Annotated in this window: 24 protein-coding genes; all 24 read right to left on the bottom strand. The window is 65.5% G+C overall.

The window, feature by feature from the left end:
• Positions 1–9 precede the first annotated feature (9 nt).
• Entirely contained in the window at positions 10–1,158 is a 1,149-nt protein-coding gene (locus tag VN706_13785; GenBank protein ID HXT16704.1) for a hypothetical protein, read from the bottom strand.
• Positions 1,155–1,916: an AglZ/HisF2 family acetamidino modification protein gene (locus tag VN706_13780; GenBank protein HXT16703.1), complete on the bottom strand. Its 762-nt coding sequence runs from the start codon at positions 1,914–1,916 to the stop codon at positions 1,155–1,157. The genes VN706_13785 and VN706_13780 overlap by 4 nt, the downstream gene beginning before the upstream one ends.
• Before the next feature lie 28 nt (positions 1,917–1,944).
• Entirely contained in the window at positions 1,945–3,138 is a 1,194-nt protein-coding gene (locus VN706_13775) for an N-acetyl sugar amidotransferase (GenBank protein HXT16702.1), read from the bottom strand.
• Between the two features lie 94 nt (positions 3,139–3,232).
• The gene (gene hisH, locus VN706_13770; GenBank protein ID HXT16701.1) at positions 3,233–3,865 is read right to left on the bottom strand and encodes an imidazole glycerol phosphate synthase subunit HisH; all 633 of its coding nucleotides are present in this window, start codon (positions 3,863–3,865) and stop codon (positions 3,233–3,235) included.
• Positions 3,862–5,328 (bottom strand): hypothetical protein, encoded by a 1,467-nt coding sequence (locus VN706_13765; protein HXT16700.1) that lies wholly within the window; start codon positions 5,326–5,328, stop codon positions 3,862–3,864. The genes hisH and VN706_13765 overlap by 4 nt, the downstream gene beginning before the upstream one ends.
• Positions 5,325–6,317, bottom strand: coding sequence for a Gfo/Idh/MocA family oxidoreductase (locus VN706_13760; GenBank protein HXT16699.1), 993 nt, complete (start codon positions 6,315–6,317; stop codon positions 5,325–5,327). The genes VN706_13765 and VN706_13760 overlap by 4 nt, the downstream gene beginning before the upstream one ends.
• Positions 6,314–8,332, bottom strand: a complete 2,019-nt coding sequence (locus VN706_13755) for a hypothetical protein (GenBank protein ID HXT16698.1) — start codon at positions 8,330–8,332, stop codon at positions 6,314–6,316. The genes VN706_13760 and VN706_13755 overlap by 4 nt, the downstream gene beginning before the upstream one ends.
• An 8-nt stretch (positions 8,333–8,340) precedes the next feature.
• Positions 8,341–9,081 carry a glycosyltransferase gene (locus VN706_13750; protein ID HXT16697.1) on the bottom strand — a complete coding sequence of 247 codons (741 nt, stop codon included), beginning with the start codon at positions 9,079–9,081 and terminating at the stop codon, positions 8,341–8,343.
• Entirely contained in the window at positions 9,078–9,881 is an 804-nt protein-coding gene (locus VN706_13745; GenBank protein ID HXT16696.1) for a class I SAM-dependent methyltransferase, read from the bottom strand. Before VN706_13745 ends, VN706_13750 begins: the two co-directional genes overlap by 4 nt.
• A gap of 6 nt (positions 9,882–9,887) precedes the next feature.
• Positions 9,888–11,042, bottom strand: a complete 1,155-nt coding sequence (locus VN706_13740; protein ID HXT16695.1) for a DegT/DnrJ/EryC1/StrS family aminotransferase — start codon at positions 11,040–11,042, stop codon at positions 9,888–9,890.
• Positions 11,039–11,800: a formyltransferase family protein gene (locus tag VN706_13735; protein HXT16694.1), complete on the bottom strand. Its 762-nt coding sequence runs from the start codon at positions 11,798–11,800 to the stop codon at positions 11,039–11,041. Before VN706_13735 ends, VN706_13740 begins: the two co-directional genes overlap by 4 nt.
• Positions 11,791–12,258: an NUDIX hydrolase gene (locus VN706_13730; protein ID HXT16693.1), complete on the bottom strand. Its 468-nt coding sequence runs from the start codon at positions 12,256–12,258 to the stop codon at positions 11,791–11,793. Before VN706_13730 ends, VN706_13735 begins: the two co-directional genes overlap by 10 nt.
• A complete protein-coding gene (locus tag VN706_13725) occupies positions 12,255–13,592 on the bottom strand; it encodes a class I SAM-dependent methyltransferase (GenBank protein ID HXT16692.1) in 1,338 nt (445 codons plus the stop codon). Before VN706_13725 ends, VN706_13730 begins: the two co-directional genes overlap by 4 nt.
• Positions 13,592–14,914: a polysaccharide ABC transporter ATP-binding protein gene (locus VN706_13720; protein HXT16691.1), complete on the bottom strand. Its 1,323-nt coding sequence runs from the start codon at positions 14,912–14,914 to the stop codon at positions 13,592–13,594. The genes VN706_13725 and VN706_13720 overlap by 1 nt, the downstream gene beginning before the upstream one ends.
• Positions 14,914–15,783 (bottom strand): ABC transporter permease, encoded by an 870-nt coding sequence (locus VN706_13715; protein HXT16690.1) that lies wholly within the window; start codon positions 15,781–15,783, stop codon positions 14,914–14,916. The genes VN706_13720 and VN706_13715 overlap by 1 nt, the downstream gene beginning before the upstream one ends.
• A 13-nt stretch (positions 15,784–15,796) precedes the next feature.
• Positions 15,797–17,026: a LegC family aminotransferase gene (locus tag VN706_13710; protein ID HXT16689.1), complete on the bottom strand. Its 1,230-nt coding sequence runs from the start codon at positions 17,024–17,026 to the stop codon at positions 15,797–15,799.
• Positions 17,016–18,029: an SDR family NAD(P)-dependent oxidoreductase gene (locus VN706_13705; protein HXT16688.1), complete on the bottom strand. Its 1,014-nt coding sequence runs from the start codon at positions 18,027–18,029 to the stop codon at positions 17,016–17,018. Before VN706_13705 ends, VN706_13710 begins: the two co-directional genes overlap by 11 nt.
• 28 nt (positions 18,030–18,057) lie before the next feature.
• Complete coding sequence (locus VN706_13700) at positions 18,058–18,879, bottom strand: formyltransferase family protein (protein ID HXT16687.1); 822 nt, start codon at positions 18,877–18,879, stop codon at positions 18,058–18,060.
• A gap of 65 nt (positions 18,880–18,944) precedes the next feature.
• The gene (locus tag VN706_13695; GenBank protein HXT16686.1) at positions 18,945–19,958 is read right to left on the bottom strand and encodes a Gfo/Idh/MocA family oxidoreductase; all 1,014 of its coding nucleotides are present in this window, start codon (positions 19,956–19,958) and stop codon (positions 18,945–18,947) included.
• Positions 19,955–21,499 (bottom strand): hypothetical protein, encoded by a 1,545-nt coding sequence (locus VN706_13690; protein HXT16685.1) that lies wholly within the window; start codon positions 21,497–21,499, stop codon positions 19,955–19,957. The genes VN706_13695 and VN706_13690 overlap by 4 nt, the downstream gene beginning before the upstream one ends.
• Positions 21,500–21,527: 28 nt before the next feature.
• The gene (locus VN706_13685; protein HXT16684.1) at positions 21,528–22,586 is read right to left on the bottom strand and encodes a nucleotidyltransferase family protein; all 1,059 of its coding nucleotides are present in this window, start codon (positions 22,584–22,586) and stop codon (positions 21,528–21,530) included.
• Complete coding sequence (gene neuC, locus VN706_13680; protein ID HXT16683.1) at positions 22,583–23,737, bottom strand: UDP-N-acetylglucosamine 2-epimerase; 1,155 nt, start codon at positions 23,735–23,737, stop codon at positions 22,583–22,585. The genes VN706_13685 and neuC overlap by 4 nt, the downstream gene beginning before the upstream one ends.
• On the bottom strand, positions 23,730–24,776 hold the full coding sequence (neuB, locus tag VN706_13675) for an N-acetylneuraminate synthase (protein HXT16682.1): 1,047 nt from the start codon (positions 24,774–24,776) through the stop codon (positions 23,730–23,732). The genes neuC and neuB overlap by 8 nt, the downstream gene beginning before the upstream one ends.
• Positions 24,773–25,546, bottom strand: coding sequence for an oxidoreductase (locus VN706_13670; GenBank protein HXT16681.1), 774 nt, complete (start codon positions 25,544–25,546; stop codon positions 24,773–24,775). Before VN706_13670 ends, neuB begins: the two co-directional genes overlap by 4 nt.

Here is a 25,546-nt window from a genome sequence, read left to right as displayed (position 1 = left end):
CGCTCGATCCTATGCACTCGCCGTCGACTTCACCAACGACTCGGCGAGCAGCGCCGAGATGCGGTCGATCTGGCGCGCGTAGGTCTGTTCGAGAGCAAACGTCATTCGCGCACGCTGCGCGGCGGGCGCGCTGAGACTATCCAGATTCTCCAGGGAGCGCGCGAACAGCGCGCGGAACTCGTCGTCATCGTCGCTCGCCGTCATCTCGATCAGCGCACTGCCGCGGTAGCGCGAGACCGGCATCGAGACCACCGGCTTTCCCGTGCTCAGGTACTCGAGGAGCTTGTGTGAGTTCCACGCGTTGCCGCGATCGCAGAACAGAAACAGGTCGAGCGACTGAACGGCCCGCGCCACGTCGGCGGGACGTTGCAGTCCGTGCAACCTCACGTTGGCGAGCGTGCCCAGGTGTCGCACGAATTGAGTGCGCGGCGCCGATTCGAGCCCCGCGACGTTGCTCGCCGATAGCGCGAGCGGCGACCAGATGTGAAACTCGACATCCGGATGCTCTTCGATGATCCGCCGCATCGCCGTGTGCGCCAGCTTCTCCTTGAACAAGCTTCCGATGAAGCCCACACGCACCGGGCCGGCGCGGCGCGGCTCAGGATCGCGATCGCGCGCGAATCGCGCGAACTCTTCGCTCAGGCCGTGATTCAGAATGTGTCCGCGCGCGCCGCCGAGCGGAATCGCGTTCAGAATTTCTGGCGCGACCGAAAGCACGAGTTGCGCCGAGCGTGCGAGCGTTCGCTGCTGCGGACCGAAGACCGCGTCGACGGGATGATAGATCCGCACGGGCGCGCGAAACACGCGCAGATCGGAGAAGACGTTCGTCTCGAAGCACCACACCACGTCGGGCGGGCCACCGATCGCGCTCAGCACGTTTCCTACGGAGCGGCGATACAACGCGTCGTGGACGAATCGCGCGTGGTAGCGCAAACGCAGCGAGCTGCTGCCGCTCCACGTCACGACGCGCACTCCACCCTCGACCCGCTCGACGCGCGGCGCCGTCGGCGTCGGCTCGGCCGGCTGGAGGAACAACACCTCGTTGCCGCGCTCCGCGAGCGCCAGCGCATAATGATGCTTGGACAGATGCATCGCGCCCCAGCGGTCGGGCGACAGCACGAGAATGCGCCGGCCACTGAGCGGATCGCGCGGGATCACGAGGCGAGCTTCTCTTTGAGCACCGCGGGATCGGGAAAGCTGATCAACACCGCGCGGTGCGGCCCGTTGAACACGAAGAGACTTCCCGCCGCCGAGGCCGAGGCACCGGCGCCGATGGCGGCGGCGAGATCGTCGATCTGTCGCGCGCCGCCGCACGCCACGACGGGAATCGTCACCGCGGACGAAACCGCCGCGATGAGCTCGAGATCGTAGCCGCGATAGGTGCCTTCGCGATCTATTGACGTCAATAGAATTTCGCCGGCGCCCAAATCCTCCGCGCGCTTCGCGGCTTCGACCGGGTGCAGCCCCGTCGACGTTCGTCCACCGCGCGTGTAGGTGCGATATGCGCCCCACCAGCGCCGGCGGGCATCGATCGAGACGACGACGCTCTGGCTCCCGGCCATGCGCGAGGCTTCGCTCACCACGGCGGGATTGGACGCGAGCACGCTGTTCAACACCACTTTCTCGATCCCGACGGTGAGAATGCGCCCCACTTGCTCGAGCGTGCGAATGCCGCCGCCGTAGGCCAGCGGCATGAAACACTCGCCCGCGAGCTCCTCGATGCGCCGCATGTCCGGTTCGCGCCCTTCGACCGTGGCGCCGATATCGAGCACGACCAGCTCATCGACTTCCTTCTCGTTGAAGATGCGCGCGGCGTTGATCGGATCGCCCACGTACTTCGGCTTGCGAAATCGCTCCGTCTTCACCAGACCGCCGCGATGCAGCAGCAGCGTGGGGATCACTCGCGTACGCCACATCGCGCGACTCGAACCGCGTCGGCCGCGACTACGACGCGCTGACCAGGCGGCGAAATCCGGCGATCGCGCCGCGGAACGGACGCAGCACCGGAAAGTCGTCGTAGATCGGACGCTCGTAATCGAACTCGCGATGCGCGCGCGGCGGCAGGCGCATGATACGCTCGAATTCCGCCGCCGTCAGTTCCAGCTTCTTCAGCACGAAATCCATGTCCTGCCGGAGCAGCGCCGGCTCGTACATGGGCTCTGCCAGTTCCGCCAGCGCATGCTCCTTCGTGATCTGTCGCGAGAAGATGAGGTTCGACAGATGCGCCTTTCGCTTGTCGATGCCGAACTTCGTCGGCAGAATGTACCCCTGGTAGAAGCGCGTCCAGATCGACTCGTAATGCTTGCCGCCGTAGTCGCGCCACCCAAGCTCGCTGGTGATGACGCGCTTGATCTCCGCCTTGTCGTACGGAACGAGATTCAGCGGCTCGCGCGTGCGGATGCCGCGCACACCGTGCATGTACCGCTTCACCCGCCAATCGACCAGGGGATACGTGTCGAGCGGCACGCGGCCGAACGCCTTGTGAATGGCGCGCAGATTCACATGGTCAGACTTGTTGTAAATCCAATGCGGCGGAAGCACGTGCTCCGTCACGATGTTGGTGCCGCTCAGAATGTGTCGCACGCCGTGTTTCGCCGCTGTGCGCCACATGGTCGCCATGATCGCGTGGTCGCTCACGACCTCGATGTCCACCACCGAGGCTCGCAGATAGGCGAGCTGAAGGTCGCGGAATTCCTCCCAGTTCACCACGTAGGTGAACAGGTCGATTCCCAAGCGGTTGACGATATTCTCGACGTTCGTGACCGCGAGCTCGGAGTTCCAACCGTTGTCGAAATGCACGGCCAGCGGTCGCAGCCCGAGCTGCTTGACGAGATAGGCCAGGTACGTGCTGTCGACGCCGCCGCTCACTCCGATGATGCAGTCGTACGGGAGCTTGCGCCCGTCCTGCTTGACGCGGTCGACCATCTGCTCGAGCTCGCGACGGCCCGCCTCTCCCGTGCGCACATACGCGCGCTCGGCCCGCATGTAGTCGTGGTAGTAATGGCAGCGACCCTGCTCGTCGAAGAGCATGTTTGGGTCGTCGAGCGTGTCCAGAACGGACACGCTGCACTGCCGATATGGACGCGTTTCAGCGGCGTCGGCCGCGCTCGCCGGGGGCTGGAAGGAGTGCTCGGACATCAATGGATTAATACGGGGCGCGGCACCCTCAGGTGCCCTAAAATAAACAACTTAGCGGCTGAACCCCGTAGGGGCGAGGGCCGTTCCGCCCAGCCTATCGACCGGCTGGCAGCGGCGCTCCGGCGGCAAAGCTCGTCAGCAGCCGCATACCGAATCGATGGCTTTTTTCGGGATGGAATTGAACGCCCATGACGTTCCCCTGCCCCACCACCGACGGGAACTCGTACCCGTATTCGGTCGTCCCGATGACGGCCGAGTCGTCGGCGCATCGCAGGTGATAGGAATGGACGAAGTAAAAGCGTGTCTCGTCCGTCGAATCCTGAAGCAGCGGATGCGGCCGAACGGCCCGGACCTGATTCCAGCCCATATGAGGGACTTTGAGCGGCGAACCGGGCGGGAGCGCAAGGCGCACGACCTCCGCATCGATCCAGCCGAGTCCGGGCACCGAGCCTTCTTCGCTGGATCGCGCCAGAAGCTGCATGCCCAAGCACAGGCCGATGACCGGCGTCCCTTCGTCGAGGACCTTTCGATTGAGCACAGGCAGCAGGCCGCGCTTCGTCAGCTCGATCATGCCGTGGTCGAACGCGCCGACGCCCGGCAAGACGAGCTTGGTCGCCCGCTCGATCGTCTCGGGATCCGAGGAGATTTCGGCCGCGTGTCCGATCTTGCGAAACATGTTCGCGATCGAGCGCAAATTCCCGACGCCATAGTCGACGATGACGATCATGTTCTCGCGCTCCGCCGCATCTGCGGAAGGTAATGCGGCAGCTCTCGCCGGATGTTGGCGACGGCGTCCGGCCTGAAGTAAAAATCGGCGATCGTGTCCGGCACCGGATGCTCGTCGATGTGCCGCGCCACCTCCAGCAATTCCGAGGGCTCGGTCACGAGCGCCGCATGGCCGGCCTCGTAGAGCGGCAGCATGATCTCGTGCCGATCCATGCCGAGGATGACGGTCGGCACCCCGAGCCCAAGCGACTCGAAATGCACGGCGGACGAGATGCTCGCGTGCAGGTCGGCGCGCGCCAGCAGCTCGAAGGTGGACGAACCCTCGCTCCCGAGCTCGACGGCGACGTTGGGGAACTGCCCGAGCACCTCGAGATACGGCGCTTTGTCGAGGTCGCCGAGCGGGTGGAGCTTCACCATCAGACTGCAATCGCAAGTACCGCGGGCGATCGCCATGAAGCGCGCGAGGAATGCCGCCAGCGCGTCGCGCTCGATGCCTTCCGTCGTGACGAGAATGCTCACTCCGGGCGTGTTACCCTTCGCGGCCGGCCGCGTTCGGTACTCATCGATGCGCGGACTGCCAACCGAGACGGCGCGTTCGCCCCAGAATCCGGAACGGTCGATCAACTCGCGCCAGTAGTCGCCCCACGCCAGAAATTTGTCGGCCAGCGGAATGCGGTCGCGATAGGGCAGCGCGTAGTCGGTCCATGAATAGGCGCCGTGTTCGGGCGTGACCATGCCGTGCTGCAGCTCGAGCGTGGGGATCGAGCGATCGCGCGCTGCGGAGACGAGCGCATACTCGCCGAAATCCGCCGTGATCACATCGCGCGGCCGCAGCCGGTCGAGCAGCCAGCCGTTGATGCGTCGTTCCCAATAGAACACGCGAAAGACGCGTTCCATCATGGCCGGCGCGTGCGATGCGAGTCCCAGTTCGGAGATCATCACACGACTGAGCGCGGCCGAGTCACGCGCAATGCGCGGGGCGTTCGCGACCCAGCGCCGCGCGAGCTGGTTGGCGACCACCGAAATCCAGTTCGTGCGCAAGTTGGGCGGAACGAGCGCGGATCGCACGCGCGGCGCGAAGGCCGGATTGTCGTCCATCTGCATCTTGTAACACGCGTCGAGCGACGCGATCAGCTCGTCGAACCAGACATCTTTGAAGCGTGCACCGACTTGCTCGCGAAGTCCGGACGCGTACGTCTTGATGAGATGCTCGGCGCGCGGGATCGTCGCGAGCGCCGGCAGTTGGCGAAGCGCCGCGCCGACGACACGCGCGCTCCTCGTGCTCGCCCGTGATCCGTTACCCGGGATGGCAGGATTCAGCGCGTAACACGCGCCGAGCCGGAACAGCGGCCAGACACACCAGCCATCGACCTCGTACTGCAGCAGGTCGTGCCGTCGCTCGACGTCGCAGACGCGCTCGTAGATCTCGGTCGTGAGCGACCTGGCGCCCTGCTTCGCGCTCACTCGAGCCGTGCGTCGCTCGGCGTCTGGGCGAAGATGCGCGCGATGAGCCGCATGGTCAGCAGCGCATCGTCGAGCGTGATGGATTCAGACGGCTCGCCGCGCGCGGCGCGCACGGCCTGTTCCGCTTGCATGCGAAACCCCGCCTTGAAGTCCGTGTCCCACGCCGTCGCCGCGACCGGGGTGAGTCTTCGCTCGCCGCGCAATTGGAATTGTGCCGTTTCAATCGGCCGCAACTCCCAGCGCTTCTGCGCGGTCGTCACCGACACGACCCACGGCGATGGCGCGTTCCAAATGCCCTCGTAAAGTCCGACGTCGCCCGAGCTGTAGGTGATCGTCGAAATGACGAAGCGTGGCGCGGCCGGATCGTATGGAACGACGGGTTCCACTCGCTCTATCGTTCCGCGGCCGAGAAACCGGAAGAAGTCGATGAGATGAATGGAGTTCGCGTACATCCAATTGGCCACGACCTGTTCGGGACGGCCGGCCGCGCGCGCTTCTTCCGGATCTTCCTGATCGCGCACCGCGATCAGCCGCGGTCCGTCGATGTGATTCAGGTCGTCGGTAACCGCGCGCGTACTGCCGTAGAAACGGCGATTCATCCCCACGAACGCGCGCCGCCCGCTCGCGGCAAGCGCGGCGCGGATTGCCTCGGCATCCGCGAGGTCGTAGCCGGGCGGCTTCTCCAGCAGCAACGTCCAGGGAAACTGTCGCGCCTCATCGACGATGCCGCGCGTCGAAAGCTCCGACACCGCGACCACGACGAGGCGCGCGTGAGTCTTCTCATATAACTCGGCGACGGAATCACAGATCGACGGAATGCCGAATTCCGCCGCGAGCGATTCGGCGCGAGCGTGCGTGCGGCCGAAGATGCCCGCGACTTGGACGCCCGGAACTGCCCGGAATGCGCGTGCGTGCTCGCGCGCCATTCCTCCGGCGCCGATGATCGCGACGCGGGTGACGTCGTCCGGATTGCGTGACGACGCGCTCATGCGCGCACCTCGGGCCGGAAGTAGTTGCGATACGAGTATCGCAACTCGACGTCGCCGTTCTCGGGCGCGCGAATGAGCATGCCCGGCTTCGCGTCCCCGATTGGAAGCGGTTTTCCGCCTTGCGTCGCGCGCCATCCGCGGAACGCGGTGTATTTGAGCAGGTAGCTCTCGCCCGCCCGAGCGGCGAACCGCATGCGATTCCTGCTCTGCTCGAGCGATGCGGGCGGTTCGACCAGACTCGTCGCCCACGGCATTTCGAATATGCTAAACCGCGTTGGCGGCATTGCTGGCTCGGGAGAAAGGGAAAGGTCATCGACGTGCGCGCGCATTGTGGCGCCACACTGCTGCAGCAGCGCCGCGAACTCGTCGGTGAATGCCACGACGTATCGAGTGCCCGTTCCAACGCAGGCCGCACGCACCTCCTCCGCGGTGGCTTCAGCGTGAAAGTGTCGGGCGTACTTCTCATACAGCGCGTGGTCGCCGATCTCGACGTATGCGGTGTTCAGCAGCTCGCGGCCCGTGTCGGCAAGCACGTAGGAGATCGCCGCGAGGTCGTTCCACTTGTGATCGCGCCGCCCCAGTTCGAACGCCGTGCGTCCGGAGGACAGCGTGGCGAATGCCGAGCGTATGCGCGTCCTGGCGTCGCCGAGTTTCACGGGGGTGAGATCGAAACCCCATCGCGCATTCGCGTTGGGCCAGATGATGTCGCCACTCGAGAACACGACCAGCAGATACAGCACGATCGGTAGAATCGCCGGATGCAGCACCAGCGCGAGCGCGCCCGTCAGCAGCATGAAGTTGTTCACGGTATATGCCGAGAACACCCAGTTGCGCTTGACGTTGTACCAGAGCGCGGCGAGGGGCAGCATCACGAACGGCGCGAACGTCCATCCGCCAAATACGATCGTCGCCACGGCGAACAGAAAGTACAACACTCCCTGGTACGCGCGCGGCCGTGTCCACCGGTACGAGTACTCCCACACGGCGTTGATCATCGGTCCACGTCCGAGACGATCGCGCGATCGCCAATACGGAACGACAAACCACGACGACGCGACCGCCACCGCGAGGCCGAACGCGATGAGCGCAGGCAGTGAGCCGAATCCGCCCGTGACGAGTGCCGCAACAGCAACGGCACCAAGTGCCGCCGTGCCTGGATGCGCGGTGACCGCGGCGCCGATCAACACGCCGGCGGCGATCGGATGTCCCACTATGAACGCGGTTTGCGCCAACCCCACGAACCCCCAGGCGAGCACTTCCCACGTCGCGACCGACACATTGAACAACGCATAGGGTGATAGCAGCACGATCGGCGCAAGCCACGCCGTCGCCGGATGTCCGCTCGCTCGGCTCAACCATACGAGTGCGGCGACGACGAGCAGCGCCGATAGTCCGACGAGCCGTCGAAACCCAAGGCGTTCGAGCGCAATCAGCGCGAGCGGCCAGCTGTGTACGGAGAGCGGCGCGCCATAGTGGCTCTCATGCGCGATGCCGAACGGCCCCGCGCGGCGCGCCTGACGCGCCAAGGCATTCCAGTAGACGAGGCCACCCGAGCCCTTGCCCGCGCCAAAACCGACGAACTCGTCGTCGCGGTCTTCGCGAGCCAGCGCGAATCGGCCAACGACCTGCGTGACCGTGTACCAAGGCAGGAGCACGAGGTTGCCGAGGGCGAGGAGCGGCTGAATCAGCGGCCAGAAAATGTTCGCCGCGAGCGCGCGCGCCGTGAGCAGATTGCCCGCGGGATCCAGCAGGCGGCGATCCGCTCGACCTTTGCCGCCGACGAACAGCAGTCCTCGCCAATACCGCGGATGCGTGAGCAGCCGCAAGCGGAACGGCAGGAGTATCAGATCGTAGCGGTCGAGGGCCAACTCACCGCTCCCGTCCGACGACCGCCGCAGCGCGCGGAGCTCGTGAATCGGAAGCGTGGTTGCACTGGCGTCGGGCACCGCCGTCTTGGCCGCCGCCGGCACCCAGTCGAGCGGAACGCCGGGATCGAGCAGGAGTACGGCGCGCACCGGTACGCTCAGCCCTGGCGTGCTTTGATCAGCCCGACGGCGTCGGCGCGCTTGCTCATGCGCCGAAGCTGCAGCGCCGAGCGGGTGTACGTGAACAACATCCGCAGGAAGCTCGACTTGCTCGTGCCCGCGGTCCGCGCGCGGTAGATCGCGGGAATCTCGACGACACTCATTCCCGCTTTCTGCGCGAAGTGCAGCAGCCGAAAGAAGTAGTCGCCGTAACCGAAGAAGATGGAGTCGAACGGCAGCTGGTTGAGCTTCTCGCGGCTCATGGTGAAGTAGCCGCCCATGTTATCCTGAATCTGCGTGCGCAGCAGCAGGCGCAGATAGACGTTGTACGCCATGCTCGCGAGATAGTGTCCCACGTCCTGCATGTTGCCACCGGGACAGAACCGTGAGCCGCTCACAACGTCGTACACCTCCGCGACGTGCAGCAAGCGCGGGATCTCGTCGGGATCGTGCGTGAAGTCGGTGTCCATCACGATCACCTGATCGCCCGACGACGCCTCGATGCCGGTGCGAATCGAGGCCGCGAGTCCGCGGTCCTTCGTGCGTTTGATGGCGATCACCGCCGAATCATCGCCGAACGTCTCGCGCACGAGATCGTAGGTGCCGTCGGGACTGTTGTCGTCGGCCACGACGATCTCGTAGCTCAAAGCCGCCGGAACGTTCTCGATGATCCGGCCGATCAGGCGTACGATGTTTCCGCTCTCGTTGTACGTCGGAAGAATTACGGAGACTTTCTTCATCCGGACTTCTTCACGAGCGACATGAACACGAGCCCGCCGTCATCCGTCCGCGCGGCGTCACTCATCGCGCGCTGGGCGACGCTCGTCATCGGCGCGACCAGCAGCCGATGCAGCCACGGCACCAGCACCCACCGGTTGGTGAGCTTCTTCGCGATCATCGCCGGGAGGCTGAACGGCACGAGCGCGTCGTTCATCAGGCACACGCGTTTCGGATCATACGTGAACGACTCGACGACCTCGAATCCGCACTTGCGGGCGAGCGCCTGCCACCCGTCCAGGGTGTAGTAGTGATAGTGCGCCCAGAAGCGGTCATAGAACGCGCGAAAGCGCGCCGCCAATCCGCGCAGCCCGACGCCACTCAGCACCTGGTTGCCGACCGTGTACTGGTCGAATCGGTGCGAGGGCACCGTGAAGTAGAACCGTCCGCCCGGCGCCAGCACGCGATACACTTCGCGCAGCACCGGTTCGAGATCCGGAATGTGCTCCAACACGCTGTTCGAAAACACGGTGCGGTACGTCGCATCCGCTTTCGGAATCGCGTTGCCGTAGCATTCGATCAATTCATTGTACGCGCCCAGCTCCCGCGCCCGCTCGAGCTCGCGCGCGTTCGGGTCGATGCCCGTGTCGATCGGTTCCGCGAACAGGATCTTCGCGAAGAGGCCTTCGCCGCAGCCGACGTCGAGGATCGGGCGCTCGAACGAGAGCTGCGTGTACAGCTCACACTCGATGCTCCGCTCGATGGCGAGCGGCAGCGGCGCTTCGCGAACGTAGCGCGGAAGAAAGTTGTCGTGGAAACGCACGTGCGGTCAGCGTCGCAGGCTGGCAAGGCGATCGCAAATGCGATCGATCTGATCGTTAGTCAACGTCGGATAGGTGGGAAGGCTGAGCACCGTGCGGGCCAACTGCTCGCTGGTCCGAAGGGGGCCGGTCTCGTACAAGTGCGTCAGCATGCTCGCGGCGTAAAACCCATTTCGCGTCTCGATGCCCGCGGCCATCATCTCGCCCATGATGGCGTCGCGTCCCTGGGGAAAGGCGGCCTCGTCCACTTCGAGCGCAATCGCCCATAGCACCGGCTCGACTTCCGGCTCGAAGTATTGAAGGGTCACCCCGCCAAGACCCTCGAGTCGCGCGCGATAGTGTTCGTGTACACGCCGGCGCTCGACGATGATGCGATCCAGCCGCTCGAGCTGCGCGCAGCCGATGGCCGCGTGCAGATTCGTCAGCCGGAAATTGTGCCCCGGCACTTCATGCCAGTAGAAGCGCTTGCGCAGCATGCCGTGGCTACGGTAAAGCGCCATCGTCTTCTGCAGATCTTCGCGCTCGGTCACGACCATCCCGCCTTCGCCGGTCGTGATCGTCTTCGTCGCCTGAAAGCTGAACGAGCCGATGTCCGACATCATCCCGGCTTGCGTGCCGCGATACGTCGACGCGAACGACTCGGCGGCATCTTCGATCACCGCGACGCCCCGCGATTTCGCGAGCGCATTGATCTCATCCATGCGGCACACGTTGCCGTACGTGTGCACCGGCACGATGACTTTCGTGCGCGGGGTCAGCACGCGTTCGATCGCCTCGGCGGTCGCGCACCACGTGCGTGGATCGACCTCGCAGAACACCGGCTTCGCGCCCATGTGAATCGCGACGTTGGCGCCCGCGAGAAAACAGAAGCCGGGAATCACGACTTCATCGCCCGGGCCCACGCCCAACCCGAGATAGGCCATGTGCAGCGCCGTCGTACCGTTCGACGACGTCAGGGCGTAGCGTGCGCCGACGTAGGCGGCGAAGTCACGCTCGAATCGCTCGACGAACGCGCCGCCCGAAATCCACGTGGAGCTGAGCGCCTGAACGAGGTACTCCTGCTCCTTGCCCCAGAAGTCGGGTTTCGCCCACGGAATCTTGTCGTCACCGGCCGCGGCGTGATTCACCGCGGCGATCAGCGCTTCAGTCGTCTGCTGGCTCATGAGAACTTGCGTCCCGTGGCGCGAAAGCGGCGCATGCATTCTCGATCAGGCATGCGGTAGTACGATCCCTTGCCCGTTTGTGGAATGACCGTGATCGAATCGCGATCGACGTCGGCGATTGCCTGCACGAGCAGCTCGCCCGCGACGTCGGTGACTTCGCGATACAGCGACGCCACCGTCGTATCCGGACGGATTGGAATCCGCCGCTGCCGGAACACCCGCCCGGCGTCGATCTTCTCCTCGAGGAAGAAGACGCTCACGCCCGTCTCGCTCTCCTCGTTGGCGAGCGCCCAGAAAAACACCTCGAGACCGCGATAGTTGGGAAGAATCGACGGATGGCTGGTGATGCCGCCCAACTTGGCGACACTCAGCGCCGGCTTGCGGTAGAGCTGCATGGTGTACAACGAAACCAGCAAGTCCGGCGCGAACGCTTTCATCTCCGCGACGGTCTTGTCGCCGTTGATGTCCATGGTGCGGATGATGCGCACACCGCGCGCTTTCGCGCGCTGCGTCAGCGTTTTCTGCGTGAGCCGAAAATGCGTGAGCTCGATGAACCGATGAAACGCAAAGCTCCAACTCGCCTCGCGCAGCAGTTTGATCACCGACCCGAGAAACGACTTCTTGTAGTAGAGGCCCTCTCCGACGACGAGCAAGAACTCGACGTCCGGATAGGCCTCGACGACGCGATCGAACAACCGCGCCGATCCTTCATTTTCGTGGCCGACCAACACCATGCGGCGAATGCGCGTCAACGCCACGTCTGCGCCTCCAAGCCACACGCGGCGCGAATACCCTCGGCGACGAATGGCGCGAGCGGTTCGCGCAACCACGCTTCCGGTGCGGCCCAACGCGCATCATCGCTCTGCGGATCGAGCCGCACGGCGGGCGCGTCGTCGACGCGCACTTCGAACAGCGTCGACACGCCGTGGCTCAACGGCGGATCGCCGGCGAGCGGCAGCAACACGTCGTACGTCCCCAGCTCGCGAACGTCGCTCGCGGCAAGACCGACTTCTTCAGCGAGTTTACGAGCAGCGGCGTCGCGCCGGCGCTCGCCGAAATGAATTCGGCCGCCGGGAAACCACCACTCGTCGGCGGCCGGCTCGTTCCGGCGTCGCACCAACAGCACGGCACCTGCACGGTCGCGCACCACCAGATCCACGCAGGCGATCGGCATCGTCGACACGATCTGCCGATACAGGTCGTCCGGAATGATCACGACGCGTTGGCACCCACCACGCGTGCGTGCGGGAGCGGCAGGATGAACTTGCCGCCGCGCGCCAGAAAGTCCGCCTCCCGAGCGAAGAAGCCGTCCACGAAATGCCACGGCAGCACCAGGAAATATTCCGGGGCTTCGCCGCGCGCCTGCTCCTCGGACACGATCGGAATGTCGGTGCCGAGTGTGCGGCGTCCCCATTTGTCCGGATTCCGGTCCGCCGCCTTCTCGACGAGCGTGTGATCGATGCCGCAGAATTGCAGAATGGTGTTGCCCTTCGTCGATGCGCCGTACACGTACACGCGCTTGCCGTCGCGCTTGAGATTGCGCAGCAGCGTCACCAGCTCGTCGCGCACGCCGTCGACATGCTCGCGGAACACCGCGTACGGGCGCTCGCTGTCGAGCGCCAACTCGCGCTCCTGCTCGCGCACCGCCGCAATCACCGCCGCATCGGCGCGCGTTGGATCACCAGCGGCGGCCTTTCGAATGAACAAGCGGAAGCTGCCGCCGTTCACGTCGTTCATCTGCAGCCGGTGCACGCGCAGCCCGTGTTTTTCGAGCATCCACTCGATCTGCCGCAGCGCATAGTACTCGAGATGCTCGTGACACACGGTGTCGAACGAGTTGCGCTCGAGCATCGTGGGCAGATACGACAGCTCGATCACCCACACGCCGTCGTCGGCGAGCACCGACGCCACGTCCGCGACGAAGCGCATGGGCGCCTCGAGATCGTAAAACATCGCGATGCTCGTGACGACGCGCGCCTGGCGGTCGGGCCGCGCGCCGCGGAACGCTCGCGCGGAGAAGAAATCGTTGACGACGTCGAGTCCCTTGGTGCGCGCCACCTCGGCCACGTTCGGCGCGGGATCGATGCCGACTTTGTCCAGACCCGTCGTTTCGTATGACGTCAACAGCGTACCGTCGTTGCAGCCGATGTCCAGCACGGTGTCGCCGGGCTGAAGCTGCACGAGATTCTCCACCTGGCGCGCGATGTCGTGCAGGTTCGCGCGCATGAGCTCATTCGTGCCCGAGCGATAGCCGTAGTTCGAGTAGAGCACGCGCGGCGCGATACTGTGCCGAAGCTGCACGAGGCCGCAGCCGTCGGGCGCGGCGCAGCGCACCACCTCGAGCGGATACGGCCGGTCGAGGTAGTCCGGCACGTCGCCGGACACGAAAATGCTCGCGATGTGCTGCGCGCCGAGATCGATCACCGGCGTGAGGACACTCGAACCGCAAATGCGACAGTTCGAGCGGGCGACGCATATCGCGTCAGCCGACGAAGGGCTGCTGGCGTTCGAGTCTGTAATCGTACGCTCCGCGAATGATGGTGAAGACATCAAACAATTCCTGAGTGTGCCGGTTGATCGTCTTGAACATACTCGAACTCCCAACTGACGAGCGGCCGGATGGCGCCCCCAGGCCAGGAGGCTGGATAAAAACCACGCGCGCCCTCGGCTCGGCCGTCATCGAGCAACGCGAGCGTGAGCGCGTCTTCTTCCATCGCGCGCAGCGTTGCCGGCGGCGTTACCAGCCCAACGAGAATGCGAATCATGCCCTCGTTGAGCAGGTTCGCCGGAATGCGGCAGCGGCTGCGATGGATACCTGCCGGTCGCGGACGACCCTGCCATTCGTCGGTCTGAAAGTCGCCGATGACGAACAGCAGATTCCCCGACGCGTCGTACACGAACAGGTTGACGTTGAGCGGCTGCGGGCGCGCGATCGCGAACTCCACTTCGAGCAGAATCTCTTCCTGCAAGCGAAAGCTCGACGTCACTCGGCCGCCGGAGTCGAACGCGCGGACGGCGCGGAGCGCCACGACGTCGTCGTGCGGCGCGGTGCGCGGATCGTCCCATCGGCGCTCGCCGTGGCGATCCATCCCGAGTCCGAGATACTCACCGACGACCGACTGCGTATCCCCGTCGCGGTGAATCGTTCCGTTGTGCAGCAGGATCGTCCGGCTGCACAATCGCTGGACCGCCGCCATGTTGTGCGATACGAAGAGCACCGTGCGTCCGCCGCGCGCGACGTCGCTCATCTTCCCCAAGCACTTCTTCTGAAACTCGAGGTCGCCGACCGCGAGCACTTCGTCCACGATCAGAATTTCGGGATTGAGATGCGCCGCCACCGCGAACGCGAGGCGCAGATACATGCCGCTGGAGTAGCGCTTCACCGGCGTGTCGATGAACCGCTCGACTCCCGCAAAGCTCACGATCTCGTCGAACTGCCGCGCGATCTCGGCGCGGCTCATGCCGAGAATCGCGCCGTTGAGAAACACGTTGTCGCGGCCGGTCAGTTCAGGGTGAAACCCCGTTCCCACCTCGAGCAGCGAGCCCACGCGACCGTGCACGGTGGCGGATCCGGTCGTCGGCGCGGTGATGCGCGAGAGGATCTTGAGCAGCGTGCTCTTTCCCGCGCCATTGCGGCCGATGAGCCCCACGACTTCGCCCTGGCGAACGTCGAAGCTTGCATCGCGCAGCGCCCACACGATGTCAGGCGCCTCGTCGCCGGTGCGCGTGAGCCGGCGCAGCGAGCGCAGATTGTCGATCGGTTTGCGGGCGAGGCTCGTCATGCGACCGACTAGCGTGTCCGGCCGCTTTTCCTCGAGCCCGATGCGATACGACTTGGAAAGGCCTTCCGCCCTGATCACGACGTGCGACATCAAAGCACGTCCGTCAGTGTGGGCTCCTTGCGGCGGAAATACGCCGCGCCCGTCACCACGAAGACGAGCGCCGACACCGTGCCGACGACGATCAAGTCCCACGGCACGTTGCCCGTGCGCAACAACGTTGTCCGCATGCCTTCGATCACGCCGACCATGGGATTGATCGCATACGCGAGCCGGTACCGCGCGGGGATGAGGCTCACCGGATACACCACCGGCGCCGCGTACATCATGAGCTGCACGACCAGACCAACCGCGTACTTCACGTCGCGGTACTGCGCGGCCAGCGCCGTCAGCCACAGTCCCAGTCCCGTCGCCGCCAACGCCGCGAGCACGAGAAGCAACGGCACGATCACCGCCCAACGCGTCGGCGCGATTCGGTAGTACCCCATCATCGCCGCGAGCATCGCGAGCGCGATCGCGAGATCCACTCCCTTGCCGAGCACCGCGGTGATCGGAAGAATGATGCGCGGGAAGTATACTTTCGAGATCATCGCCGACGCGGTCACGAGACTATCCGTGGCCGCCGTCAACGAGGTTGAGAAAAACGTCCACGGCACCAGCGCCGCGAAACTGAACAGCGAATAGGGCAACCCGTCGGACGGCACCCGCGCGACCCGCCCGAACACCACCGTGAACACCAGCATGGTGAAGAGCGGCTGGATGATCGCCCAGCCAATGCCCAGGATGCTCTGCGCGTAGCGCGCCTTGACGTCGCGCCAGATGAGAAAGAGCGCGAGGTCGCGATAGCTCCAGAGCTCCGCCGCGTCGATCAGCCCGCGTCGATTGCCTGGGCCGATCACGAGCGTTGGTCCGGTCATCGGCACGTCGGCCGGCGGCGTTGGGAAATGCAAATCCGTCGTCATGAACAGATCCCGCTCACCGCGCCGCGGCAGCGGCCCGCGTGCGGTGGGCGCCCGACGCGAGCGTCGTGATGGCGTCGATGACGCGCTCCTGCTCCGCATCCGTGAGTCCAACGGAGCACGGCAGGCTGAGAACCGTTCGGTTGAGCTCCTCCGCCACCGGACAGCTCCGGCGCTGTGCATCACGATGCGCCGGCGACAGATGCACGGGCTGCCACAGCGGCCGCGTCTGAATGCCGCGCTCGTCGAGCGCGCGCATGAGATCACGACTGCTCATTCCAAATTCCTCATCGGCCACGATCACCGAGAACAACCACCACGCGCTGCGCGCCCACGGCGCTTCGGTCGGCGTCGTGATGCCGGCTACATCATGTAGTCCGTCTACATATCGCGTCGCGATACGTCGCTTGGCCGCGAGATACGCGTCCACCTGCTCCAGCTGCGCCACACCGAGCGCCGCCTGCACGTTCGTCAGCCGATAGTTGTAGCCGACCTCGCCGTGGATGAACTCCACGGCGTCGTCCTTCGCTTGCGTCGTCAAATACTTCGCGCGCTCGGCCATGGCCGCGTTGTCGGTCACCACCATCCCGCCGCCGCCGCTCGTGATCAGCTTGTTGCCGTTGAAGCTGAAGCACCCCGCGTCGGCGATGTGCCCCGTCGGAATTCCCTTGTACGTCGCGCCGAGACTCTCGGTTGCGTCCTCGATCACGGCGAGCCCGTACCGCTTCGCGAGCGCCAGAATCGGATCCATGTCGACCGGATGTCCCAGAATGTGCACCGGCAGAATCGCCCGCACCCGCCGGCCCGTCACGCGGTTGCGCACGACGCCGTCGCGCTCCACGCACTCCTGCTCGAGGAACCGCGCGACCTGTGCCGGATCCATCTGCCAATGCTTCGGCTCCGCGTCGATGAACACGGGCCACGCACCCGCGTATCGAATCGAGTTCACCGGCGCGATGAACGTCAGCGACGACACGAGCACTTCATCATCGCGCTCGACGCCCGCCACGAGCAGCGCGACATGCAGCGCCGCGGTTCCCGTCGACGTCGCGATGCCGAAGCGTGCACCCACGCGCTGTGCGAGCTCGGTCTCGAATCGCCGAACGAATGGTCCGACCGAAGAAACGAAATTCGTGTCGAGACACTCTCGCACGTACGTCCACTCGTTCCCCGCCAGATGAGGCACGCACAGCGGAATACCGCCCGCCGCGACCGGCGCGCCGGGCTCGCGACTCTCAGACCGCATAACACTCGGGCGAGTACGACGCGAGATTCCGCTCAATCCATTCGGCGGTCTGCGCCAGGCCGTCCTCCAATCCCACCGCCGCTTGCCAACCGAGACGCTCGCTCGCGAACGACGGATCGGATTGCAGGACCATGACCTCGCTGCGATCGGGGCGAAGCCGCGCGGTGTCCTGCTCCACGGTGGCATCCACGCCACACACTTTGCACGCCGCCGCGAAGACGTCGCCGACCGACTCGGCGCGTCCGGTACCGAGTTGGATCGTCTCGCCGTTGACGTCCGTCGCGCGCGCTGCCGCGACGAAGCCGGCCACCGTGTCGCTGACGAACGTGAGATCGCGCCGCGGTTTCAGGTTGCCGAGTCGAATGACGCGCTGGCCTGCAAGGAGCTGAGAGAGGATGGTGGGAATCACGGCGCGTGCCGATTGACGCGGGCCGTACGTGTTGAACGGTCGCAGCGTCACCACCGGAGTGCCGAATGAACTGAAGTACGCCTCACACAACTTGTCCGCGGCGATTTTCGTGGCGCTATAGGGCGATTGTCCCTTGAGGGGATGCGACTCGCGGATCGGCAGTGAATCCGGCGTGCCGTAGACTTCGCTGGTCGAGGTCTGAATCAGCCGCGCGCACCCGGCGCGGCGCACCGCTTCCAGCATGTTGAGCGTACCGCGGACGTTCGTGTCGACGAACGACTCCGGTGCGGTGTAGCTGTAGGGAATCGCGATCAGCGCCGCGAGATGAAACACGATCTCGACGTCCTCGCAGACCGCTTCCACCCAGCGCGCGTCGCGGACGTCGCCCAGCCGAACGTCGATCGCCGCGCGAATGTCGTCCCCGCTCTGATCGAGCCAACCCGCGGAGCCATTCGAGTTGTAGAAACACATCGCGCGCACGTCCGCGCCCTCGCGCACGAGCGCTTCGGTGAGGTGGCTTCCGATGAAGCCATCCGCACCGGTGACGAGGACTTTGACGCCGCGCAATGGCGCGTTCGAAGAGGTTCTACTCATGAGCATGCGGATAGGAACTTACCACGCTTCACCACGCGTCCGGCTCACTGCCGTGCAGGAAGCGGCCAAGTTTGTCGAGTGTGTTCGCGTCGACGAGGGTGAATTCCGTGCCGCCAATCTCGATCGTCGCGCCCGTATGAGGCGGGTACCAGAATGCCCGCACCTTCCGCGCAAGCGTTTCCGCGTCGTCGTCCGGCGACACACGCATCGCCGCGAGCAACTCTTTCTTCGTCGCCGACTTCCCCGGTCCCTGCGGAATACGCGGCAGCGGCACATCAGCCCGGAGCTGTGTGATGAACTCGTCGAACATGTCCAGGAGACAGCCCATCGTGCGCCGCTCGAGGGACAGTGCCGTATCGTCCGGGCGAATCGGGAAATGCTTCACGCTCACCACGTCACCGAGGTCGACACCTTCGGATACCCAGTGCAGGCTCGCGCCGTATTCGGCGTAGTCCTCGAGAATCGCGTGATTGTATCCGCGACGGCCGCGAAACTCCGGCAGTGGTCCCGGATGAAAGTTGAAGCAGCCGATACGCGGCAGCTCGATCAGCGGCCGGCGGATCTTCTTCCAGAACAGAAACGAAATGACGAGGTCGATGTCGCGCAGGTCGATCGCGGGATCGCGGCCGGCCTGTAGTGCGTCGATGCTCTCGTAGAGCGCCGTGTCTCGCACCGTCGTCAAACCCAGCTCGCTCGCGGTGTCGTGCAGGAGCGGACGCCAGAATGTCGCACTCAACGGCTCGTCGGGAGGCATCGGCGCCACGACGGCGACAACGTCAGCGCCCGACGCCACGAGCTTGCGCAACGCCGCGGACGCCGCCGGCTTGCGACCCATGAAGATCACCCGCATCGGATCACCCGCATCGGATCACCGGCATCGGATCGCCGGCATCGGATCGCCGGCATCGGCGGCGGTCAGGCCCAGGCAAATCGACGCTCGCGCGGCAACGACGATGGATCGAACGCGACCGGCACGCCGCCGCGCTCATGTGACACATACGCCGTGACCAGACATTCGATCACGCGGCGGGAATCCTCGCCGCTCGGCACGCTCTCGCCGGCAAGCAGTCGCTCCCACAGCGCGCGGATCGCAACATTGAGATCCGCGGTGAATTGCTGGCGCGACCCTTCGGCGGGAAGGCCGTACAACGTTGTCGGACGCCCGCGCTGTTCCGATGTTCGGATTTCCGTCGTGGCAACGCCCGTGAGCTCGTCCACGACGAGTTGGCCGTTGTGTCCCATGTAGACACTCAACAGCCCGTGACCGGCGTCCGCTTCGGCATCGATCGTCAACCGCCGTCCCGAGGCGGTCGTCACGCGCAGGAATCCGGACGCGTCGCGGAATTGTGCGCCGCGCGGATTCGGAACTTCCACGTCGGAGAACGACGCCGCGATCGTGCGCGGCGTCTCACCCGTCCAATGCATGAAGATCTCGAGGAAGTGGCTGCCGTTCATCGCGAGTCCCATGTTCCCGGCGACGACCGTCATGCCGCGCAAACCACCGAACTCGGGCGATTCGACGATGTCGCGCGCTACCTCGAACTGGGGCATGTAGCGACGCTGATGGTTGATCGCCAGGCGCACGTCACGCTCCTTGCACGCCGCGATCATCGCGTCGCATTCAGCGAGCGAGACCGCCATCGGCTTCTCGCACAGCACGTAACGCGCGCCGGCCAGCACCGCCCGCAACGTGAGCGGTGCGTGGCAGTCGGCGGTCGTGGCAATCACCACGGCCTCCGGAGACGTCGACGTGAGCAGCTGCGCGGGATCGCGATACAAGTTCTCTGACTCGAGCCCAAGCTCGGTGCGCGCCGCTTCCAAAGCCGCCTCACTCGGATCGCTGACGCCGGCAATGTCGAAGCCCATGCCGCGGAGCACCGCGGCATGTCGTCGTCCCATGCGTCCAACGCCGATCACTGCCGCCTTCATGAGTGCCTCGTATGTGGTTCGCTCCGCAGCACCGCGGAGGTGTGGTTCGATACGGCCGCCGCGCGCTCGCGCGCCATCGGTTCGCGCGCCATCGGCTCGCGCACGAGGCGATCGAAGAGCGCGAGGACGCGTGCGCCGCACTGCCCGTCCAACGCACCCCAGCGATCACTCACGTCTTTCTGCGCGGTTGCCGCGGCCGCGAGCGCCGACCGATCGCCCAGCCAGCGCGATGCAGCATCGATGAATTCTTCCTTCGTTTCAACCGCGACGGTTCCCGGCGCCGCCAGATAGTCGAACCGGCTGCGGAAGAGATCGAAGTTGAGCGCGGGCTTGCCGCACGCCACGGCCCAGCGCAGCGTGGCCGACGCACTGGTGACAAAGACATCGCAAAGCGGAACGAGCAAGGCGGTATCGACGTCGGTGATGCGCGCGCCGGTCGCTTCGATGCCGTCGAGCGCGGCGAGGTCGTCGCACGGATGCGGGCGAATCAGCACTTCGGCGCCGAGTGCGCGCAGCGTCGCGACGACGAACTCGATCATCTCGCGATAGTCGCGAAAATCCGGCTGATGTCGCAGCGCGCCGAATAGATCGCCCGGCAGCGCGAACACGGCGAGCGGACGCGCCGGATCGACGTTGAACTGCTCTCCTAACGCGGCACGCCGCTGGGACGCGCTCGCGATCGCCCCCGCCAGCGTATCGGAAAACAGCGCGCCGGTCACAACGAGTTGCTGTTCGGGAAATCCCGCGGAGCGGTAATGCGCTCGGGCATACTCGCTCTCGAGCGCGATCGCGTCCGCCGCTCCGCTGTTCCACTGCCAGGGATCGGGCGGCGCCGTCCGCGTCACTTCCTTCGCCAGGACACGCGCGCTCGGCAACCGCAGCAGCCGGCGACCATGATGGTCGTGAGCCCAGCGCGGAAAGAATCTCGCCACCAACCGATTGCTTCGAGTCTCGAGCTGGTGCGCGCGCTGCACGTACAATTCGTCGGCGATCCCGCCCGGCTTCACGATCGTGAACGGCAGAATGATGGCCGGAGCGCCGCGCCCATGTGCCGCGCGAATCCACTCCGCCGTGTCGGCGCCGACGTCGTCGCTCGCCAGGAGCAACGCCGAGATGTTTTCGCGCGCGAGCACCTGTCGCGCGTGGCGCAACCGCCGCCGAATCGCGAGCGTCCTCGCCGGCGCCGCCAGCAGCGTGTCATCGCGCCGGTAGCCGGCGATCGTCAGCAGCAGTCCTTTGGCGCGCGCGGTCAGCCCGCGTGACGGGCCCGCGTCGAAGTCATTCGGCGCTTCCGCGGCTGGCGGCGCCGTCGACACCGCCGGCGCCGAGCGCACTACCGCTCCGTCGAAGCCGAGCGTCACGAAACCTTCGGCAATGCTCGCCGCCATGTCGCGCTCGAATCCCGGGTACGACCGCGCGAACATCACCACGGGCTCGTATCGCGACGACTCGACGAGCAATCGCGCCGCGCGCACCAGCTCCGTGTAGTGCGCGGACCAATTGATCATGAGCAGCACGCGTCGCGGCGCCATCGACGTCACGAGGTCACGAGGTCACGAGGTCACGAGGTCACTGCTCGCCGCGCGCGCGCTGCAGTTCATGATGCTGGCCCACGTCCACCCACTCTTCTTCGATCAGGAACGCGCCCGCGGGCAGTGCTTCGCGCAGGCAATAGTTGAACAACTCCGTGATCGGATACTCACGGCCACGCGGAATGTGCTGCAACACCTCCGGCGACAGCACGTACACGCCGGCGTTGATCAACTCTCGCTCCGTCGGCTTCTCGATCAATTCCCGCAACCGCTCACCCTGCACGCGCGCGACGCCGAACGGCACCGTGAAGCAGTACCGCCGCAATCCCATGCTCACCGTGTAGCCGCCCTGCGTGTGAAAGTCGAGCATCGCCCCCACGTCGCACTGCGTCACGAGATCGCCGTTCATCACGACGACGGGCTCGCTGACGCGATCCTTCACGAGCGCCAACGGCCCGCCGGTGCCAAGCGGTTGGTCTTCGCGCAGATATTCGATGCGGCAGCCGAAGCGCGATCCGTCGCCGAAATGCTCCTCGATGACGTGCGCCAGATAATTCACCGAGATGTAGATCGTGCGAATCCCGCAACTCATGAGATGCAACACCAACCGCTCGAGGATCGGCCGGCCCGCGACGGTCACCATCGGCTTCGGCACAGTCTCCGTAAGCGGATGCAGCCGCGTGCCGCGACCGCCGGCGAGAATCACCGCGGCATTCGTGCGGTGCGCCGCCGACATGATCTGACCGACGGTGTGAAGCCCGCACAACCGCCCGTGTTCGTCGAGCACCGGCAACTGTCCGACGTCGCGCGCGCGCATGATGTCCAACACCTCCGCACGACCCGCGGACGGCGTCACCCACGCGAACTGGCGATTCATCACGCGTTCGAGGCAGGAGTCCGAGAGCGCCGCACCCGAAAGCAGCGCGCGGCGAACATCGCCGTCCGAGAGCGATCCAATGATCTTTCCACTCTCATCGCACACGAACACGATCGACTCGGCGCCGCTGTCGATGGCCTGCAGCGCCTCGAACAGCGTGGCGGTGTTTCGGACACATAGGTTCGACAATCCGGTATCCAGCTCCTTGCTCCACCTCATGGCACGCGCTCCACAAAACGCTTTCGCGGCGGACATGGCAGGTCCCACGCGCGGAGCGCATCAACGATGCGCGGCGCGACCGGTCCGCGCGGAACGTCCGCGCCGCCGCGCCCGCTCGCGCGTTCGGGCGCGCCCGCGGCCAACGCTTCGCGCAACGCCGCTTCGATTCGGTCCGTCTCCGCCGGAACGTCGCGCACCCACCCCATGCGAATTCGCCCCTGTTGACGATCGCCGACGTTCACGACCGGCACGCCCGCCGACGGCGCCTCGAGAATGCCGCTCGACGAATTCCCCAGCACCGCCGCGGTCGCGCGCAGCAGCGCCCAATAATTCGTCGCGCCGAGCGCATCGACATAGAGCGCGTTCGCGCGAGGCGCCGTCCATGCGCGCCACACGTCGTCGATCGCTGTTCCGCCCGTATCGGTATTCGGTGCCGTGATCACGTACGTCGCGTTTACCCGCGCCATCGCTTCCGCAACCGCGTTCGTCTCGGCCCGCGGATCGCCGCCGAGCGTGGTGGGATGCATCGTTACCAGCACGATGGGTGGCGTCAGCGCGCGGCCCAGCCGCTTCTCGAGATCCGCGATCGACGGCAGATCGTCGCGATAGAGGTTGTCCGTTCCCGGCGATCCAACGATGATCACGCTCGCATCCGGCTCGCCCATCTGCCGCACGCGCGCCGCGTACGCCGGATGACTCACGAGATGTAGGTGGCTGAGCTTCGTGATCGCATGCCGAAACGCGTTGTCGATCGCGCCTTCGGTTTCTTCGCCGCCGTGCAAATGCACGATCGGTACGCGGGCGAGCGTCGCGGCGATCGCAGCCGCGGCGGTTTCATAGCGGTCGCCCACCAACATCAGCGCGTCCGGCCGGTCTTCAGCCAACGCGTCGCCAACGGCGGCGAGCGCACGCGCCGTGTCGCGCGTCTGGTCCGGCGGATCCGAGACGAACGGCAGTTCCCGGCTCACCGTCAGTCCATCCGCGCGCACGAGATCGATCGCGCGACCGAATCGCTCGCTCAGCAGCATGCCGCCCGCCCACAGCGCGACGTCCGGTTGACCAGTTTCGCCGAGCAGCTCGAGCGTGCTGCGCAGGATGCCGTAGTCCTGCCGGCCCGTGGTGAGCACCGCAAGTCGTCGCAGCTCAGACAAGCTGGTCCTCGCGAACGATGTCGCCGCGCGCGACGTCGACGCGCAACACTCGACCCACGAGCTGGTCGTGCAGCGCGGGCGACAAACCCGTTGCCGGCCGCAGCGCCACGAGATCATTCGGCCGCACCGCGTGCCCCGCCGGCAGATTGCCGCTGAAGTGCAGGCTGCGCCGCGCGACTTTAGAGATTCCTAATTCACACGCCGCCGGCACCTTGCGGCCGTCGCCCAGCGCGGATTCCGTCGAGCGAATGTCGGCGACGAGCGTGCGCAGCTCGTCCGGCTCGAGCGACGCCGCGTGATCCGGCCCCGGCAACGTGCGATCGACGGTGAAATGCTTCTCGATCAACTCCGCCCCCAACGCCACCGCCGCGATACTCACGACTCCGCCGACGGTGTGATCGCTCCACCCCACCGGCACGCGGAATCGGTCGCGCAGCGTCTGCATCGCGCGCAGGTTGCACGCCGCGGCATCGACGGGATAGCTCGTGACGCAGTGAAAGAGCGCGAGCGGCGGATTGCCCGAGCGCTGAATCACGCCGACCGCGGCGACGACCTCGTCGAGCGTGCTCATGCCCGTCGAGAGCAACAGCGGACGACCGAAACCCGCCAACCGCGCGAGAAAAGGATGGTTCGTCACCTCACCCGATCCGATCTTGAACGCGCTCACGCCGATGTCGGCCAGGAGGTCCGCGCTGTTCAGATCGAACGGCGTCGAGAGAAACTCGATCCGTCGCTCGGTCGCATGGCGCGCCAGGTCCGCGAAGACCGAACGCGGTAGCGTGAGCGCCATCAGCATTTCGTGCTGCGAGCCGCCCGTTCCGGTATTCTCGATCTGATAATCCGCCTTCACGGCGCCGGGACTCGCGAGCAGATCGGGATCGAACGTCTGAAACTTCACCGCGTCCGCGCCCGCGTCGGCCGCGATGTCCACCAGCCGATGCGCGAGCTCGGCATCCCCGTTGTGGTTCACGCCGGCCTCGGCGATCACGTAACAGGGCGCACCATCACCGATACGCCGGGTTCCGACGGCAACGCTCATAGCGTCCACCCCGCGTCGACCACGAGATTCTGTCCGGTGATCGCCGCCGACAGATCGGAGAGCAAAAACACGAGCGTTCCCACCACGTCGTTCGGCTGCAGCAAGTCACCGTTCGCGGCGTGTTGCGAGTACCGCGCGACGAACGATTCGGGTTGCCGATCCTTGATGCCGCCGGGGCTGATGCAGTTCACGCGCACGCCCGCCGAGCGATAGTAGCGCGCGAAATACCGCGTGAGATGAATGACGCCCGATTTGATCGCCGCGTATTCGACCGGCGTCGTCATCGGCGTGCCTTCATAGATCTCGAATCTCGGCGCGACGACCCCGTAGATCGAGCCAAGACTCACGATGTTGCCCGCTCCCCGCTCGCGAAAGTATTTGCCGAAATGCTTCGTCGTGTGAAAGTATCCGCCGAGATGCACCGAGACGTTCTCGGAGAAGTCTTCGTACGTCACGTCCTCGACGTGGCGCCCGTATCGCGCGTTGCGCGGATACGCCGTATTCACCAGCGCATCGATTCGTCCGTGTCTGGACGCGATGCGCTCAATCGCGGCCACGATCGAGTCCGCGTTGGTGATGTCGAGACGCACGTACTCCACGCGCGCGGCAGGCGTGGCCGCGCGCAATTCATTGCACACCGCAACGCCGCGCTCTTCCGACGCGTCCGCGACGATCGCGGTGGCGCCGTGCCGCACGATGCCGGACGTGAAGGCTTTGCCCAGCAGCCCCGCGCCCCCGGCAACCACCACGACTTTTCCGTCGAGCAGCAT

This window comes from Gemmatimonadaceae bacterium, assembly GCA_035606695.1.
GTDB lineage: Bacteria > Gemmatimonadota > Gemmatimonadetes > Gemmatimonadales > Gemmatimonadaceae > JAQBQB01.
Note: the sequence above shows the minus strand (reverse complement) of the source record. Positions and strands in the feature narration are given on the sequence as shown.

What these genes read in the sequence shown, in the direction of transcription:
- VN706_13780 (HXT16703.1), bottom strand. Translation starts at nt 1,916, where the DNA reads ATGTGGCGTACGCGAGTGATCCCCACGCTGCTGCTGCATCGCGGCGGT.
- VN706_13775 (HXT16702.1), bottom strand. Translation starts at nt 3,138, where the DNA reads ATGTCCGAGCACTCCTTCCAGCCCCCGGCGAGCGCGGCCGACGCCGCT.
- hisH (HXT16701.1), bottom strand. Translation starts at nt 3,865, where the DNA reads ATGATCGTCATCGTCGACTATGGCGTCGGGAATTTGCGCTCGATCGCG.
- VN706_13760 (HXT16699.1), bottom strand. Translation starts at nt 6,317, where the DNA reads ATGAGCGCGTCGTCACGCAATCCGGACGACGTCACCCGCGTCGCGATC.
- VN706_13750 (HXT16697.1), bottom strand. Translation starts at nt 9,081, where the DNA reads ATGAAGAAAGTCTCCGTAATTCTTCCGACGTACAACGAGAGCGGAAAC.
- VN706_13740 (HXT16695.1), bottom strand. Translation starts at nt 11,042, where the DNA reads ATGAGCCAGCAGACGACTGAAGCGCTGATCGCCGCGGTGAATCACGCC.
- VN706_13725 (HXT16692.1), bottom strand. Translation starts at nt 13,592, where the DNA reads ATGTCTTCACCATCATTCGCGGAGCGTACGATTACAGACTCGAACGCC.
- VN706_13720 (HXT16691.1), bottom strand. Translation starts at nt 14,914, where the DNA reads ATGTCGCACGTCGTGATCAGGGCGGAAGGCCTTTCCAAGTCGTATCGC.
- VN706_13715 (HXT16690.1), bottom strand. Translation starts at nt 15,783, where the DNA reads ATGACGACGGATTTGCATTTCCCAACGCCGCCGGCCGACGTGCCGATG.
- VN706_13710 (HXT16689.1), bottom strand. Translation starts at nt 17,026, where the DNA reads ATGCGGTCTGAGAGTCGCGAGCCCGGCGCGCCGGTCGCGGCGGGCGGT.
- VN706_13705 (HXT16688.1), bottom strand. Translation starts at nt 18,029, where the DNA reads ATGAGTAGAACCTCTTCGAACGCGCCATTGCGCGGCGTCAAAGTCCTC.
- VN706_13700 (HXT16687.1), bottom strand. Translation starts at nt 18,879, where the DNA reads ATGCGGGTGATCTTCATGGGTCGCAAGCCGGCGGCGTCCGCGGCGTTG.
- VN706_13695 (HXT16686.1), bottom strand. Translation starts at nt 19,958, where the DNA reads ATGAAGGCGGCAGTGATCGGCGTTGGACGCATGGGACGACGACATGCC.
- VN706_13685 (HXT16684.1), bottom strand. Translation starts at nt 22,586, where the DNA reads ATGAGGTGGAGCAAGGAGCTGGATACCGGATTGTCGAACCTATGTGTC.
- neuB (HXT16682.1), bottom strand. Translation starts at nt 24,776, where the DNA reads ATGAGCGTTGCCGTCGGAACCCGGCGTATCGGTGATGGTGCGCCCTGT.
- VN706_13670 (HXT16681.1), bottom strand. Translation starts at nt 25,546, where the DNA reads ATGCTGCTCGACGGAAAAGTCGTGGTGGTTGCCGGGGGCGCGGGGCTG.